The organism is Mariniluteicoccus flavus (assembly GCF_054776655.1).
This window is the reverse complement of the sequence record NZ_BAAHBN010000001.1, coordinates 149,222-164,877: the sequence shown is the minus strand read 5'-3', so window position 1 is coordinate 164,877 and position 15,656 is coordinate 149,222. Positions and strand designations below refer to the sequence as shown.

15 protein-coding genes and 1 tRNA gene are annotated in these 15,656 nt (G+C 69.5%); all 16 read left to right on the top strand.

All coding sequences use genetic code 11. The annotated features are described in order from the left end of the window. Positions 1-85 precede the first annotated feature (85 nt). The 16 genes from ftsZ to ACYVAG_RS00740 all read left to right on the top strand — a co-directional run bounded on the left by ftsZ (position 86) and on the right by ACYVAG_RS00740 (position 15,597). Positions 86-1,417: a cell division protein FtsZ gene (ftsZ, locus tag ACYVAG_RS00815; protein WP_460765282.1), complete on the top strand. Its 1,332-nt coding sequence runs from the start codon at positions 86-88 to the stop codon at positions 1,415-1,417. Between the two features lie 710 nt (positions 1,418-2,127). Continuing rightward, entirely contained in the window at positions 2,128-2,898 is a 771-nt protein-coding gene (locus ACYVAG_RS00810) for a polyphenol oxidase family protein (protein WP_460765280.1), read from the top strand. Positions 2,899-3,054: 156 nt separating this feature from the next. Then, positions 3,055-3,591 (top strand): cell division protein SepF, encoded by a 537-nt coding sequence (locus ACYVAG_RS00805; protein WP_460765278.1) that lies wholly within the window; start codon positions 3,055-3,057, stop codon positions 3,589-3,591. Between the two features lie 28 nt (positions 3,592-3,619). Beyond that, the gene (locus tag ACYVAG_RS00800) at positions 3,620-3,916 is read left to right on the top strand and encodes a YggT family protein (protein ID WP_460765276.1); all 297 of its coding nucleotides are present in this window, start codon (positions 3,620-3,622) and stop codon (positions 3,914-3,916) included. A 121-nt stretch (positions 3,917-4,037) separates the two neighbouring features. Continuing rightward, positions 4,038-4,964: a DivIVA domain-containing protein gene (locus tag ACYVAG_RS00795; protein ID WP_460765274.1), complete on the top strand. Its 927-nt coding sequence runs from the start codon at positions 4,038-4,040 to the stop codon at positions 4,962-4,964. 110 nt (positions 4,965-5,074) lie between these two features. Continuing rightward, positions 5,075-5,575, top strand: a complete 501-nt coding sequence (locus tag ACYVAG_RS00790; RefSeq protein ID WP_460765272.1) for a TraR/DksA family transcriptional regulator — start codon at positions 5,075-5,077, stop codon at positions 5,573-5,575. Next, the gene (gene lspA / locus ACYVAG_RS00785; protein ID WP_460765270.1) at positions 5,572-6,183 is read left to right on the top strand and encodes a signal peptidase II; all 612 of its coding nucleotides are present in this window, start codon (positions 5,572-5,574) and stop codon (positions 6,181-6,183) included. The genes ACYVAG_RS00790 and lspA overlap by 4 nt, the downstream gene beginning before the upstream one ends. Next, a complete protein-coding gene (locus ACYVAG_RS00780) occupies positions 6,180-7,109 on the top strand; it encodes an RluA family pseudouridine synthase (protein ID WP_460765268.1) in 930 nt (309 codons plus the stop codon). The genes lspA and ACYVAG_RS00780 overlap by 4 nt, the downstream gene beginning before the upstream one ends. Positions 7,110-7,168: 59 nt before the next feature. Next, the gene (gene pyk, locus ACYVAG_RS00775; RefSeq protein ID WP_460765266.1) at positions 7,169-8,584 is read left to right on the top strand and encodes a pyruvate kinase; all 1,416 of its coding nucleotides are present in this window, start codon (positions 7,169-7,171) and stop codon (positions 8,582-8,584) included. 107 nt (positions 8,585-8,691) lie between these two features. Beyond that, positions 8,692-8,774, top strand: a tRNA-Leu gene (locus ACYVAG_RS00770). Positions 8,775-8,930: 156 nt separating this feature from the next. Further along, positions 8,931-9,593 carry an ANTAR domain-containing response regulator gene (locus tag ACYVAG_RS00765; protein ID WP_460765264.1) on the top strand — a complete coding sequence of 221 codons (663 nt, stop codon included), beginning with the start codon at positions 8,931-8,933 and terminating at the stop codon, positions 9,591-9,593. 216 nt (positions 9,594-9,809) lie between these two features. Further along, positions 9,810-11,030 carry a branched-chain amino acid ABC transporter substrate-binding protein gene (locus tag ACYVAG_RS00760; RefSeq protein WP_460765262.1) on the top strand — a complete coding sequence of 407 codons (1,221 nt, stop codon included), beginning with the start codon at positions 9,810-9,812 and terminating at the stop codon, positions 11,028-11,030. A gap of 95 nt (positions 11,031-11,125) precedes the next feature. Further along, positions 11,126-12,082: a branched-chain amino acid ABC transporter permease gene (locus ACYVAG_RS00755; protein ID WP_460765260.1), complete on the top strand. Its 957-nt coding sequence runs from the start codon at positions 11,126-11,128 to the stop codon at positions 12,080-12,082. Then, positions 12,079-13,815: a branched-chain amino acid ABC transporter permease gene (locus ACYVAG_RS00750; protein ID WP_460765258.1), complete on the top strand. Its 1,737-nt coding sequence runs from the start codon at positions 12,079-12,081 to the stop codon at positions 13,813-13,815. The genes ACYVAG_RS00755 and ACYVAG_RS00750 overlap by 4 nt, the downstream gene beginning before the upstream one ends. Beyond that, positions 13,812-14,897: an ABC transporter ATP-binding protein gene (locus ACYVAG_RS00745; RefSeq protein WP_460765256.1), complete on the top strand. Its 1,086-nt coding sequence runs from the start codon at positions 13,812-13,814 to the stop codon at positions 14,895-14,897. The genes ACYVAG_RS00750 and ACYVAG_RS00745 overlap by 4 nt, the downstream gene beginning before the upstream one ends. Continuing rightward, positions 14,890-15,597 (top strand): ABC transporter ATP-binding protein, encoded by a 708-nt coding sequence (locus ACYVAG_RS00740; protein ID WP_460765254.1) that lies wholly within the window; start codon positions 14,890-14,892, stop codon positions 15,595-15,597. The genes ACYVAG_RS00745 and ACYVAG_RS00740 overlap by 8 nt, the downstream gene beginning before the upstream one ends. The last annotated feature ends 59 nt before the right edge of the window (positions 15,598-15,656 follow it).

Below are 15,656 nucleotides of genomic sequence, written 5' to 3'. Positions count from 1 at the left end.
TCGACGCCGTTCCCTTCCCCGGTACGCAGCGGACATAGGCTGGGCGATTCAGTGTCCGTACGCAGGAGAAAGAGGCGGAACCCTCGTGGTCAATCCTTCCCAGAACTACCTCGCTGTCATCAAGGTCGTCGGTGTCGGCGGTGGTGGCGTCAACGCCGTCAACCGCATGATCGAGTCGGGCCTCCGCGGGGTGGAGTTCATCGCGGTCAACACGGACGCCCAGGCCCTGTTGATGTCGGATGCCGACGTGAAGCTCGACATCGGGCGTGACCTGACCCGCGGTCTCGGCGCAGGCGCCGATCCCGACAAGGGTCGCCAGGCCGCCGAGGACCACTCGGAGGAGATCGAAGAGGTCATCAAGGGCGCCGACATGGTGTTCGTGACCGCCGGTGAGGGCGGCGGCACCGGCACGGGCGGCGCCCCGGTCGTGGCGCGCATCGCCCGATCGCTCGGCGCACTGACCATCGGCGTCGTGACCCGGCCGTTCGGGTTCGAGGGCCGTCGCCGCTCGACCCAGGCGGAGGCCGGCATCGCCCAGCTCCGCGACGAGGTCGACACGCTCATCGTCATCCCCAACGACAAGCTGCTCGAGATGACTGACCACCAGGTCGCCATCCTCGACGCGTTCAAGCAGGCCGACCAGGTGCTGATGCAGGGCGTGTCCGGCATCACCGACCTGATCACCACGCCCGGCCTCATCAACCTCGACTTCGCCGACGTGAAGTCGGTCATGTCGAACGCCGGCTCCGCGCTCATGGGCATCGGCATGGCCCGCGGCGAGGACCGCGCCCGCGCCGCCGCCGAAATGGCCGTCAGCTCGCCGCTGCTGGAGGCGTCGATCGACGGCGCCCAGGGCGTGCTGCTGTCGATCGCGGGCGGCTCCGACCTGGGCCTGTTCGAGGTGTCCGCCGCGGCGAACCTCATCGAGGCCGCGGCGCACGACGACGCCAACATCATCTTCGGCACGATCATCGACGACTCGCTCGGCGACGAGGTGCGCGTGACCGTCATCGCGGCGGGGTTCTCGGGCGGCGAGCCGCCGAAGCGCCAGCCGGGGGTGTCGCGCCAGGCGTCGGCGCCGTCGGTGGTGGCCAGGCAGGCGCAGCAGGTGGCGCGGTCGCAGGGGGAGTCGGGTCAGCAGGGTCAGCAGGGTCAGCAGCAGCATGTGGGCGGGGGCCAGTGGGCGCCCGCACAGTCGTCGAACGAGCCGACCAACCCGGTGCAGCGCGAAGGCGAGCGGGGTCAGGAGCAGGGTCGTCACCAGGAGCAGGGTCGCCAGCAGGAGCAGGGTCGACCCGAGCAGCAGGGTCGACCCGAGCAGCAGCGCTACGAGCAGCGACCGCAGGCCCCGCGCCCCCAGTCGCAGCGCCCGCCAATCGACGACGACGAGCTGGACATCCCTGATTTCCTGAAGTGAGCGCGGTCGATACACATGGCGTCCCTCCGGGGCGCGTACGGCCTCGCGCGCCTCATCCGGTGTCTTCGGACGCTCTTCGCAACGCGGCCCCTGGCTGGTTGGATCGATTCCGGTCTGATCGTCGGGGGTCGCGTTGCTCATCGGTCCTCCAGACACCGGGCGAGAACGTTCTCCGAGCGAGCGCCAGCGAGACGAGGAGCAGCCCTTTCCCGCGTTCGAGTCCCGAAAAGTCGTTCGAGTCGGTTCGAACAGCCTCAAACCACCTTTCGGGACTCAAACGGCCTGAGCGGGGTGCGTTGGCGAACGCTCCTGCAGTTCGCGGGTCGGAATTGCGCTGGAGAACGGTGCACCACTCGCGAGGACGATTTCGGCACGCCAACGTGAGCAGTCTCGCGGGGGGCGTACCCGAGGGTGCGGCCCCCAGGCGTACGGCTGAGCAGCCGACCCTGCGTACGGCCGAGCGGCCGACCCTGCGTACGGCTGAGCAGCCGACCCTGCGTACGGCTGACCCTGCGTACGGCCGAGCCTGCGTACCTCGAACGGGGCCCCGAGCCGCGTACGTCTGGTGTGCACGAGTTGGGTTGGGGCCTCGGCGTGTCGACCCAACTCGTGCAGCGGTGTGCACAAGTTGGGTCATGAGGGCCGAGGTCAGGAGGGCCGGGGCCGCGTCGTCAGGGAGGGGCGCCGAGCCTGGTGACACACTGGGGTCCGTGTTCAGCTTCATCCAGCGGCCCCAGCCCGGCGAGCGCGGGTTCGGCGTCGCCTTCTCCGACCGCGAGGGCGGGGTGTCCCAGGGGTCACTCGGCTCGCTCAACCTCGGCCGCACCGACGTCGACGACCTTGACCACGTCCGCGAGAACCACGAGCGCGTACGCCGGGCCCTCGACGTCGACCGCACCATCACCGTCGCCCAGGTCCACGGGGCCGACGTCCTCGTCGCCGACGCCGACCTCGTCGCCGGCTGGGGGCCGGACCAGCACCTCGGCTCCCGGGCCACCGGGGTCACCCTGACCGAGGCCGATGCCGTCGTCACCGACCAGCGCCGCACCGCCATCAGCGTCCGCGTCGCCGACTGCCTCCCCGCGGTCCTCGTCGACGAGCACGCCGGCGTCGTCGGCGTCGCCCACGCCGGCCGCGTCGGGCTCGCCGCCGGCGTCCTCCCCGCCACCCTCGACGCCATGCGCTCCCTCGGCGCCCGCACCGTCCGGGCGTGGATCGGCCCGCACATCTGTGGCGCCTGCTACGAGGTGCCCGAAGACATGCGCGCCGAGATCGCCGCGGGCCTCCCCGGCGCCCACGCCACCACGAGCTGGGGGACACCGGCGCTCGACCTGGGCGAGGCCGCCCACCGCCAGCTGACCGCCCTGGGCTGCGACGTCCGGCGGGTCGACCCGTGCACCCGCGAGGACCTCGCGCTCCATTCCCACCGCCGCGACGGCGCCGGCTCGGGGCGCGCCGCCGCGTACGCCTGGTTGGCCTGAGGATCGGGCCACCGGCTCGCCTGACCCGGACCGGCCCCCGCGCCGCGTGTCGCCCCCGGTGGGCGCGCGTCCCGCAGGTACGCTCAACGCTGTAGATCCGCGTTCGGCCACGTCCAGGCCGGACACCTGGGCGGGTGGACACTCTGGGAGGAAGACATGTCGAAGTTGCGCAGCGCCGCCGAATGGCTGGGGCTCACCACGAGCGACCGTTACGACTCCCGCTATGACTACGAGTCGGACAACGAGCTGACCGAGGGCGTGGCCGTGAAGGGCGCCAGGGGTGGCCACGAGGACACGGCCTCGGTCCACGAGCTCGAGCCCCGCCGCCAGCCGCGTACGCCGGAGCGTCCCCGCGTGGTCGAGGTCGACCCCGAGCCCAGCGAGCCCATCCAGACCTCCAACCCCAGGACGGCCGACATGTCCCGCATCATCACCGTCCACCCCCGCACGTACAACGAGGCCCGCACCATCGGGGAGCACTTCCGCGACGGCGTGCCCGTGATCATGAACCTGTCGGAGATGGAGGACGCCGACGCCAAGCGCCTCGTCGACTTCGCCGCGGGCCTGATCTTTGGCCTGCATGGCACCATTGAGCGCATCACCAGCAAGGTCTTCCTGCTCTCGCCCCAGAACGTCAACGTGACGGCCGAGGACAAGGAGCGCATCGCGGGCGGCTTCTTCAACCAGAGCTGACGCCCGCACCGACGAAGGAGCACACGGCGTGCAGCTGATCGGGGCCATCATCGACTTCGCCCTCCTGTTCTACATGTTCGTGCTCATCGCGCGGATGGTGTTGAGCTGGGTCCCCATGTTCAGTCCCGGCTGGGAGCCGCGGGGGCCGATGCTCATCGTCGCCGAGGCCGTCTATTCGCTCACCGACCCGCCGCTGCGGGCCCTGCGGAAGGTCATCCCGCCCGTACGCATCGGTCAGGCCATGCTCGATGTCGGCTTCATGGTGCTCTGGGTCGCGATCCTGGTGCTGCGTACGATCAACCGGCGCATCTTCTTCTCCTCCTGAGGAACGGACTGAGCCCAACCACGTGGTTCCTGATACGCTCGGGAGTCGAGGTGCGGGTGTGACCTGCAGCCGTGTCGCGATACGTTGGAGTGCAACCGCTCCCGAGCAACCGAGGTGAACGATGACCCTGACCCTGGACGAAGTCCGCAAGACCAAGTTCCACATGGCACGGCGGACCGGCTACGAGGTCTCCGAGGTGGACCTGTTCGTCGATCGCGTTGAGGCGTCGTTCGCCCAGCTGACCGAAGAGAACTCCATGCTCAAGCAGCAGGTGGAGACGCTCAAGCAGGCCCAGCAGAACGCGTCGCAGCGCGAGGAGCGCCGCGAGCCGTCGAACGAGGAACTCGCGAAGCAGCGCCAGGCCCAGCCCGTCGTCCAGCAGCAGGCGCCCCAGCCGGTCGCCCAGGCGTCCGGTGGTTCGTCCGACAAGGTGGTCGTCACGACCAGCGCCGAGGCCTCCCCGGCCGTCGTCCGCCTGGTCCAGATGGCCACCGAGCAGGCCGAGCAGCTCGGGGTCGAGGCCCATGCCGACGCCAAGCGCAAGGTCGAAGAGGCCAACCAGCGCGCCCACCAGATCACCACCGACGCCCGCACCAAGGCCGACCGCGTCGAGTCCGAGGCCCGGGTCAACGCCGAGAAGATGACCTCGGACGCCCGCACCACGGCCGAGAAGCTCACCTCCGAGGCCAAGAGCAAGTCCGAGAACCTCGACCGCGAGACCGCGTCCCGGCGTACGCAGCTGTTCGCCGACCTCGAGGGCGAGCGCGACCGCCTGCGTGAGGCCGTGAACCAGCTGCGCGGGTTCGAGTCGAGCTATCGCCAGAACCTCACGTCCCACCTCAAGCAGCAGGTGCAGGCGATCGAGTCGGGCCGCTTCGAGCCCGACAACAAGCCGGCCCTGCTGAACCGCGGCGCCGACAAGAACGAGCGCTCCGACAACAAGACCGATGAGCCGAGCGGCCGTCGCAGCTTCGGTCACGACAACAAGGACGCGTCGTCCAGCACCCCGCGCCTCGACGCACTGCTGGGTGACAACAACACCCACTGATCGACCCGCACGACCACCACGCAGAGGGCCCCGCGATCGCGGGGCCCTTTCGTGTACGCTTCCCGTCACCCACGCACCGCACGGCGCAGATCCGCTCGAAGGAGCCCGCAATGCCCACCGCCAAGAAGTCGGCTCCGGCCACCACCAAGGCTGCCCCGCTGACCCAGTCGGCCTCCAAGGTCTCGGCCACCCCGGCGAAGGGTACGCGCGCGGCCTCGGCCGACCTGGCCGTGCGCGTCGGCGAGGACGCCTGGACCGAGGAGGAGCTCGCCGAGGTCCGCACCGACCTCGAGGCCGAGCTCGCCCGTCACCAGCGCACCATCGCGCAGGCCGAGGCCGACCTGCAGGCCATGCTCCTCGACGGCTCCGACGGCGCCGGGCGCGATCCTGCCGACGTGGGCTCGGCCAACTTCGAGCGCGACCAGGAGATGTCGCTGGCCGCCAACGCGCGCGGCATGCTCGCGCAGACCCAGCAGGCACTGAAGTCCATCGACCAGGGCACCTACGGCCGTTGCGAGAGCTGCGGCGAGCCCATCGGCAAGGGACGCCTGCAGGTCTATCCGCGCGCCTCCATGTGCGTGGAGTGCAAGCAGCGGCACGAAAGGCGATGACCGCCGCCCAGCCCGAGACCCCGACCCCGCCCGCCCGCGGGGTCGTGCCCCGGCGTACCGCGGTGGTCACCTTCGCCGCAGTCGCCGCCGTCGGCCTGGCTCTGGACGTCATCACCAAGGTGTGGGCCGTCGCGGCCCTCGAGCCTGCGACCCCCGTGCCGCTCGTCGGGGACCTGTTACGGCTCTATCTGATTCGCAACCCCGGGGCCGCGTTCTCGATCGGTGACGGCTACACGTGGGTCTTCACCCTGCTCGCGGCCGCCGTGCTGACCGGGCTGCTGGCGTACGTCGTGCCTCGCCTGCGCCATCGCGGCTGGGCAGTGGGCCTCGGACTCGTGGGCGCCGGCATCGCGGGCAACCTGATCGACCGGCTGACGCGACCCCCGGGGTTCGCGGTCGGCCACGTCGTCGACTTCCTCCAGCTGCCCCACTGGCCGATCTTCAACGTGGCCGACATGTGCGTCACCGGCGGTGCGGTGCTGACGATGATCGTGTGGTTCCGGTCGGGCGTCGGCTACGACGGGGTGCCCGACCCGGAGCGGAAGCCGAAGGCGACAGCGCGGGTCACGGAGACGCCGGAGGAGCCGGGGGAGGGCCGGGCCCGATGAGCTCGCAGTCGCGCGTACTCCCTGTGCCCGACGGCCTCGACGGCGAGCGCGTCGACGCCGCGGCCGCCCGCATGCTCGGCCTGTCACGCTCGCGGGTCGCCGAGCTGGCCGAGGCCGGCCACGTCACCGTCGACTTCGCGCCCGCCCGCAAGTCCGACCGCGTACGCGCGGGCGCGATGCTCGAGGTGCAGCTGCCCGAGAACGACGGCGGCGTGCAGGTCACGCCGCAACTGGCCGACGGCGTACGCATCGTCCACGACGACGACCACATCGTGGTCGTCGACAAGCCCGTCGGCGTCGCTGCCCACCCGAGCGTGGGCTGGGAGGGCCCGTCGGTCGTGGAGCACCTCGCGGGGGCCGGCTACCGCATCTCCACCTCGGGCGCGCCGGAGCGCCAGGGCGTCGTGCAGCGGCTCGACGTCGGCACGTCGGGGCTCATGGTCGTGGCCAAGAGCGAGGTGGCCTACACGATCCTGAAGCAGGCGTTCCGCGACCGCACGGTGTCGAAGACCTACCACGCGGTGGTCCAGGGCCACCCCGACCCGTTCTCCGGCACCATCGAGGCGCCGATCGCGCGCCACCCCGGCCACGACTGGAAGATGGCGATCGTCGACGGCGGGCGCCACTCGGTGACCCACTACGAGACGCTCGACGCCATGGTCGGCGCGACGCTGCTGGAGATCCACCTCGAGACCGGGCGCACGCACCAGATCCGCGTCCACATGGCCGCCATCAAGCACCCCTGCGTCGGCGACCCCCTCTACGGCGGCGACCCCCGCCTGGCCGAGCGCCTCGGGCTGGTGCGCCAGTGGCTGCACGCCGTACGCCTGGGCTTCACCCATCCGGGAACGGGGGAGTGGGTCGAGTTCACCAGCGACTATCCCGACGACCTCGCCCACGCCCTCGCGGTGTTGCGCGAAACCTGACGTCCACGCCGAGGGGGTGGCCGACCGGGAGGTCAGCCGTCCGGGGTAGGGTCGGGTCTGTGCGTAGAGCCAAAATTGTGTGCACGCTCGGCCCCGCGGTCGCAAGCGTGGAGAAACTGACCGAACTCATCGAAGCCGGAATGGATGTCGCGCGCTTCAACATGTCGCACGGCGACTATTCCGAGCACCAGAAGCGCCTCGACAACCTGCGCGAGGCGGCCGAGCGGGCCGGGCGTACGGTCGGGACGCTGGCCGATCTCCAGGGCCCGAAGATCCGGCTCGGCCGGTTCGCGAACGGCAAGGAGACCCTGGCGTACGGAGCCAAGTTCATCATCACCACCGACGACATCGAGGGTGACGCCCAGCGTTGCTCGACGACCTACAAGGGCCTCCCCGGCGACGTGAACCCGGGCGACCTCATCCTCATCGACGACGGCCGCATCATGCTGGAGGCCGAGCAGGTCGACGGCAACGACGTGATCACCCGCGTCAAGGTCGGCGGCCCGGTGTCGAACAACAAGGGCATCAACCTGCCCGGCGTCGCCGTCTCGGTGCCGGCGATGAGCGAGAAGGACATCGCCGACCTCCGCTGGGCGCTCGGCAAGGGCTTCGACATGGTCGCCCTGTCGTTCGTCCGCGACGCGAAGGACGCCCAGCAGGTGCGCGACATCATGGCCGAGGAGGGTCGCCGCGTGCCGGTGATCGCCAAGGTCGAGAAGCCGCAGGCCGTCGACAAGATCGACGAGGTCGTCGACGCGTTCGACGCAATCATGGTCGCCCGCGGCGACCTCGGCGTCGAGCTCCCGCTCGAAGAGGTCCCGCTGGTCCAGAAGCGCATCGTCGCCTCGGCCCGCCGCTGGGCCAAGCCCGTCATCGTGGCCACCCAGATGCTCGAGTCGATGATCTCGGCGCCGCGCCCGACGCGCGCCGAGGCGGGCGACGTCGCCAACGCCGTCCTCGACGGCGCCGACGCGGTCATGCTGTCGGGCGAGACCTCAGTGGGCTCCTATCCCGTCGAGACGGTCCGCACCATGGCCCGCATCGTCGACAACACCGAGTCCCACGGCCTCGAGGGCATCGCGGCCATCGACTGGGACCCCCACACCACCGGCGGCGTCATCGCCAAGGCGGCGGCCGAGGTGGCCGAGCGGCTCGAGGCCAAGTTCCTCGTGGCGTTCACCAAGTCGGGCGACACGGCCCGGCGCCTGGCGCGCCTCCGCTCGGAGATCCCCGTCCTAGTGTTCACCCCCGAGGAGTCGACCCGCAAGACCCTGACGCTCGTCTGGGGCGTCGAGTCGTTCACCATCCCCGAGGTTGCCACGACCGACGAGATGGTCGCGCTCGTCGACAAGGCCCTCGTCGAATCGGGCCGCGTGGAGGTCGGCGACAAGGTCGTCATCGTCGCGGGATCGCCCGTGGGCGTCCCCGGCAAGACCAACGCGCTGCGGGTCCACAAGATCCAGCCGCCGGCCTGACAGGCAATCGGCCGGGCAGACATTCGGCCGCACAGCAACACCCACAGTCCACGCGGCCCGCGCACACACGTGCACGGGCCGCGTTCGGCTATGCTTGATCGGCACCTGCCGGGGTGGCGGAATGGTATACGCGGACGGCTCAAACCCGTCTGGCTTCACGGCCTTAGGGGTTCGAATCCCCTCCTCGGTACTCGTTCTTTGTGGCGTGCGTGGCGGGGCTTCGTTGGTGGGTCGGCGTGGGGTGGTTCGGGAACGTGCCTCGCGACTGGGACGCCGAGCCGTACGCGGTGGGTCACCCCTGTTCGCGGCGTCTTTACGTCGCTTCGGGGCGCGGTAGGATGCCCGCGTGAGTGAACCCCGCGCCGACGATGTCGTCGAGAACACGTCCGAGTTCGTCCCCGAGGCGAAGGAGGACGCGAACCCGCGTACGCGTCCGCGCGTGCTCGTCGCCGAGGACGAGGCCCTGATCCGGCTGGATCTCGTGGAGCTGCTGGGTGAAGAGGGCTATGACGTGATCGGGGAGGCCGCCGACGGCGAGCAGGCCATCGAGCTGGCCCGCGAGCACCGGCCCGACCTGGTCGTCATGGACGTGAAGATGCCGAAGCGTGACGGCATCTCCGCCGCGCAGGTCATCGCCGAGGAGCGCATCGCCCCCGTTGTCATGTTGACCGCGTTCAGCCAGCGCGAGCTCGTCGAGCAGGCGCGCGAGGCCGGGGCCATGGCCTACGTCGTCAAGCCGTTCGACGCCTCCGACGTGGTGCCGGCGATCGAGATCGCGATGGCGCGGTACGCGGAGATCCGTGCGGTGGAGGAGGAGGTCTCCGACCTCACCGAGCGGCTCGAGTCGCGCAAGGCCGTCGACCAGGCCAAGGGCATCCTGCAGAAGCAGTTCAAGATGACCGAGCCCGAGGCCTTCCGGTGGATCCAGAAGAGCGCGATGGACATGCGCAAGTCGATGCGTGAGGTCGCCGACGGCGTGATCGACCACGCCAGGAAGGGCAAGAAGTAGGCGATCGCGCTCGTCACCCCGGCGGATTTCTCCGCCTGGGGAGCCATTCTGTGGGTCAAGTGATACAGCACTGTAACGAACCGGTCACAGGTGTGTGTCAGGCCTCACACCCCACCCGGTCGCAGGGCCTACTGTTCAGCATGCTCACTCGTCGGGGAGAGCAGACCCGCACTGCAGCGGGCCGATGACCAGGAGGACTCAGTGAACCGTCGATTCATGATCGCAGGGGCGTCCCTGCTCGCCACGTCCATGGCGTTCACCGCGTGCGGCTCGCGCGCCGAGGGCGGCGGCAACACCACCGGTGGCGGCAACACCGGGGGCGGTGCCGCAGCCACGAAGACGGTGAAGATCGGCGTCGTGGCCCCCCTCTCGGGCGACCTGTCGGCGCTCGGTGTCGGCATCCGCAACGGCGTCGACCTCGCCGTCAAGCAGGCCAACGAGGCCAACACCGTGCCCGGCTGGAAGTTCGAGGTCGTGGCCGCGGACGACGAGGCCAAGCCCGACTCCGGCAAGAACGCCGCGACCAAGCTGACCGGTGACGAGGACGTCATCGGCGTCGTCGGCCCGCTCAACTCGTCGGTGGGCCAGGCCGTCCAGCCCATCTTCCAGCAGGCGAACGTCGCCCTGATCTCGCCGGCCAACACGAACCCCACGCTGACCAAGGGCGCCGACCTCAAGGCCCCGAAGCGCACCTACGACAACTACTTCCGCACGTGCACCACGGACGCCGTCCAGGGTCCGTTCGCCGCGAAGTACCTCCTCGACAAGGGCATCAAGGAGGTCGCGACCGTCCACGACAAGAAGTCGTACGGCCAGGGCCTCGTCTCGGCCTTCACCGAGGCGTTCAAGGCCGGCGGCGGCACGATCACCGCGGCCGAGACGATCAACCCCGAGGACAAGGACTTCGCGGCCGTCATCTCGAAGGTCAAGGGCACCAACCCCAAGGCCCTCTACTACGGTGGCGAGTTCCCGCAGGCCGGCCCCATGTCGCAGCAGATGAAGAACGCGGGCCTGAACGTCCCGCTCATGGGCGGTGACGGCCTCTACGACCCGGGCTACATCCAGCTCGCCGGCAAGCAGTCCGACAACGACTTGTCGACCTCGGTCGGCGCCCCGCCGGACAAGCTGCCCGCCGGTGCGAAGTTCGTCGAGGCCTACCAGAAGGCCGGCTACAAGGATGCGTACGGCGCGTACGGTGCCTACGCGTACGACGCCGCCCAGGCCATCATCGAGGGCACCAAGACCTCGCTGAAGTCGGCCAAGGACGTCAAGTCGGCCCGCAAGGACACGATCAAGGCGATCGGTTCGGTCAACCTCGACGGCGCGACCGGCAAGGTCGCCTTCGACGAGTGGGGCGACTCCAAGTCGCGCGTCCTCACCGTCTACAAGGTCACCGGCGGCAAGTGGGTCGCCGACAAGACCGAGGACTTCAAGTGACCGTTGGGAGCTTCCGCTCCTGACCTACCGTCCGTGACGCGATGCGGGGCGGGGGATCACCCCTCGCCCCGCATTGCCATGGCAGGAGGCAACCTGTGGACCTTTTCTTCCAGCAGCTGATCAACGGCCTGTCGCTGGGGGCGCTCTATGCGCTCATCGCCGTCGGCTACACGGTGGTGTACGGCATCGTTCAGCTGATCAACTTCGCCCACGGCGAGATCTTCATGATCGGCGCGTTCGGTGCCTTCACGACGTGGTTCGTGATGGGCAAGCCCCAGCGGATGTCGATCCCCGTGGCCATCCTCGTGCTCCTGGCGATGATCATCGGTGGCATGCTCGCGGCGATCGCGACCGCGCTGATCACCGAACGCTTCGCCTATCGCCCGCTGCGCAACGCCCCGCGGCTGGCCCCCCTCATCTCGGCCATCGGCATCTCGATCTTCCTCCAGGAGATCGTCCGCCTCGGCTATGGCATGATCCCCGGCTTCCCCGACGCCAAGCGGGCCATCCCGTTCCCGGCGATCGACGGCATCTCGGGCCGCGCGGTCACTATGGGCAACGTGCACATCGAGCACTCGGCGATCTTCACGCTCGCCGCCCTGGCGGTCTGCACCGCGTTCCTGTGGTGGTTCGTCAACCGCACCAAGATGGGCCGTGCGATGCAGGCGACCTCGCAGGACCCCGACACGGCGCGCCTGATGGGCATCAACGTCGACAAGGTCATCATGGTCGCGTTCGCCGTCGGCGCCGCGCTGGCCGCGGTCGCGGGCGTCGCCCACGGCCTGCGCTACAGCAACATCGACTTCAAGATGGGCTTCATCTCGGGTCTGAAGGCGTTCTCGGCGGCCGTCCTCGGCGGCATCGGCAACATCAACGGCGCCGTCGTCGGCGGCCTGGTCCTGGGCGTGGTCGAGGTCTTCGCCACGACCTTCATCCCCGGCCAGTTCGGCTCGTCCGCCTGGAAGGACGTCTGGGCCTTCATCATCCTGATCCTCGTGCTGGTGTTCCGCCCGCAGGGTCTTCTCGGCGCAAGGGTGGTCGATCGCGCATGAACCTCCACATCTTCAACGACGCGCAGCAGACCAAGCTGCAGGGTCCCGGCCGCATCGTCGCCATGCTCGGCGCGATCGGCATGATCGTCGCCCCCTACCTGCCGTGGGCCTATTCGTCGAAGGCACTCGACGACATGACCTACCTGTTCGGTCCGTCGCCGCTGCAGTTCCTGCTCCTCGCCCTCGGCGTGGCGCTCCTGCTGCTGCTCCTCGCCACGATCGTGCTTCGCAAGCAGCTCGCCACCAAGCGCGGCAAGCGGTTCAACGCGAACCGCGGCGCCAAGGCCGCGGCCTCGTTCGGCCTCGCGTACGCGGTGATCTGCGCGGTCTCGATCGCGTTCGAACTCGGCGGTCTCATCAACGTGGAACCGGGCGGCTGGGTGGCCGTCGCGTCCGCGCTCGTCGCGTGGCTCGGCACCCGCATGCTCCCGCGCGGCACCGACCCCGCGCTCGGGGTGGTGCGTACGCGGTCCTGGATCCAGATCCTCGTGATCGTGGCCGTGATGGCGGCGGTGCTGTTCGCCGCGGCCTTCGGCCTCGCCCAGGACGAGGGCGGCGCGTTCCTCGCCTTCTGCGTCTTCGTCGCGGGCGTCGTCGCCCTCGCCGTACGCACGGGCGCGGCCAACTGGCTGCGCGTCGCCGCGAACGAGAACAAGAAGGTGCTGATCCTGGCCGCGTTCGTGGCCGCGTACGCCTTCCCGCTCACCCAGGACGGCTCCGACGCCAACATGTCGATCGCGTCGCAGGTGCTGATCTTCGCCGCGACCGCCATGGGCCTGAACATCGTGGTCGGCCTCGCGGGCCTGCTGGACCTCGGCTACATCGCCTTCCTCGGGGCGGGCGCGTTCACCGCGGCCGTGCTGTCGAAGTCGGCGTTCGCGACGTTCCTGCCGGGCTTCAAGCCGCCGTTCCTCGTGATCGTGCTGATCGCCGGCATCGTCTCGGCGCTGCTCGGTCTCCTCATCGGCTCGCCGACGCTGCGCGTGTCGGGTGACTACCTCGCCATCGTGACCCTGGCGTTCGGCGAGATCTTCCGCATCGCGATGAACAACCTGGACGGCTCCGACGGCCCCGACATCACCCACGGCTCGAACGGCATCCCGAACATCCCCGACCTGAAGGTGGGCTCGTTCGACTTCGGCGAGGCCCACACGATCCTCGGGGTGGAGGTCGGCAAGTTCGGCAACTACTACTGGCTGATGCTGCTGGTCATGGGCCTGATCATCCTGGTGTTCGCGAACCTCAACAACTCCCGCATCGGGCGTGGCTGGGTCGCGATCCGCGAGGACGAGAAGGCCGCCGAGGCCATGGGCGTCAACGTGTTCGGCCTGAAGCTGCTGGCGTTCGCCGGCGGCGCCTTCCTCGCCGGCATCGCCGGCACGGTGAAGGCCCACCAGGACGTCTCGGTGACCCCTGACCAATACCTGTTCCTCGAGTCGGCGTTCCTGCTCGCGGCCATCGTGCTGGGCGGCATGGGCACGATCCTCGGCGTCCTCGCGGGCGCGACGATCCTGAAGCTCCTGCCGGAGAAGCTGCGCTTCTTCCAGGACTACCGCCTCCTGCTGTTCGGCCTGCTGCTCGTCGTGATGATGCGCTTCCGGCCCGAGGGCATTGTCGCCGACGAGCGCCGCCAGCTGGAGTTCCACGACGACGACGAGCTGGCCGACAAGGTCGACGACGACCTGTCGACCTATCACAACCACCTCAACGAGGACGCGAGGAGGCACGCATGAGCACGGCTGCGCACAGCGACGAGCACGGGGTCGACCACGTGGGGGCCGGGCACCCCGGGGGAGAATCGTCGGGCGGCGGCGTCGCCGTCGTCCCCGAGTTCGACACCGTCCCCAAGGGCGAGCGCCTGCTCGAGGCCCGCGACGTGACGATGCAGTTCGGCGGCCTCACGGCCGTCAACAAGGTCAACCTGCACGTCAACGGCGGCGAGATCATGGGGCTCATCGGCCCCAACGGCGCCGGCAAGACGACGTTCTTCAACTGCCTGACCGGGCTCTATCAGCCCACGTCGGGCGAGGTCGTCTTCAACGGATCGACGCTGCCGCCCAAGCCGCGGCGCGTCGTGCTGGCCGGAATGGCCCGCACGTTCCAGAACATCCGCCTGTTCCAGAACATGACGGCCCTCGAGAACGTGATGGTCGGCACCTACTCGCGGACGAAGACCAACGCGTTCGACGCGGTCTTCCGCCTGCCGCGCCACCGGCGCGAGGAGCGCGAGTCGCGGGCGCGCGCCCAGGAGCTGCTCGAGTTCGTGGGCCTCGGCCACACGACCGACCACCTGGCCCGCAACCTGCCGTACGGCGACCAGCGCCGACTCGAGATCGCTCGCGCCCTCGCGACCGACCCGAAGCTGCTGCTGCTCGACGAGCCCACCGCCGGCATGAACCCCCAGGAGACGAAGCAGGCCGAGGAGCTGATCTTCCGCATCCGCGACCTCGGCCTCGCCGTGCTCGTCATCGAGCACGACATGCGCTTCATCTTCAACCTCTGCGACCGGGTGTGCTGCCTGGTGCGCGGCGAGGTGCTGGTCGAGGGCACGGCCCATGAGGTCCAGTCCGACCCGCGCGTCATCGAGGCCTACATCGGCGCGCCTCCGGAGCATCTCGAGGGGGCGACGGGGACGGGCGGCCGCGTGGCGGGCGCGGCGACGGGAGCCACGGGCGTACGCGAGGAGGCCGAGCCGACCGGCTCGGGCGACGACCTCGCGCCCGTCGACCCGACGAACAAGCGCATCGAGCCCGACGCCCAGCGCCAGGACGACCACGTCGACAGCCTCGACCCCCGGAAGGACAACCATGCTTGAGGTCAAGGACCTGGTCGTCGCGTACGGCCGGGTGAAGGCGGTCAAGGGCATCTCGTTCACCGTCAAGGAGGGGCAGGTCGTCTCATTGCTCGGCACCAACGGCGCCGGCAAGACGACGACCCTGCGGACGATCTCGGGGTTGATCACCCCGGTCGAGGGCGAGATCTGGTTCGACGGCGAGCGGATCGACGGGCGACCGGCCCACGAGGTCGTCACCCGCGGGCTGGCCCACTCGCCCGAGGGGCGACGCATCTTCCCCCGCATGTCGGTGGAGGACAACCTGAGGCTCGGCGCGTTCGCGCGGAAGGACCAGGGCGGCATCAAGAAGGACCTCGAGCGGGTGTTCGGCCTGTTCGACATCCTGCGGGAACGGCGTACGCAGCCCGCGGGCCTGTTCTCCGGTGGTGAGCAGCAGATGCTGGCCATCGGGCGGGCGATGATGAGCCGCCCGAAGCTGTTGATGCTCGACGAGCCGTCGATGGGTCTGTCGCCGCTGATGACGACGAAGATCATGGACACGATCACCGAGCTGCAGAAGGAGGGCGTGACGATCCTGCTCGTGGAGCAGAACGCCCAGGCCGCGCTGTCGCTCGCCGACGAGGGCCACGTGCTCGAGGTCGGGTCGATCATGTTCTCCGACACCGGGAGGGCTCTGCTGGGCGACGACCGCGTGAAGCGGGCGTACCTCGGCGCGGACTAGGTGTGGGCTGAGCTGTGAAAAAAGTGCGCACGTGTGCGCAGAGTGAGGCGTTTCGGGCG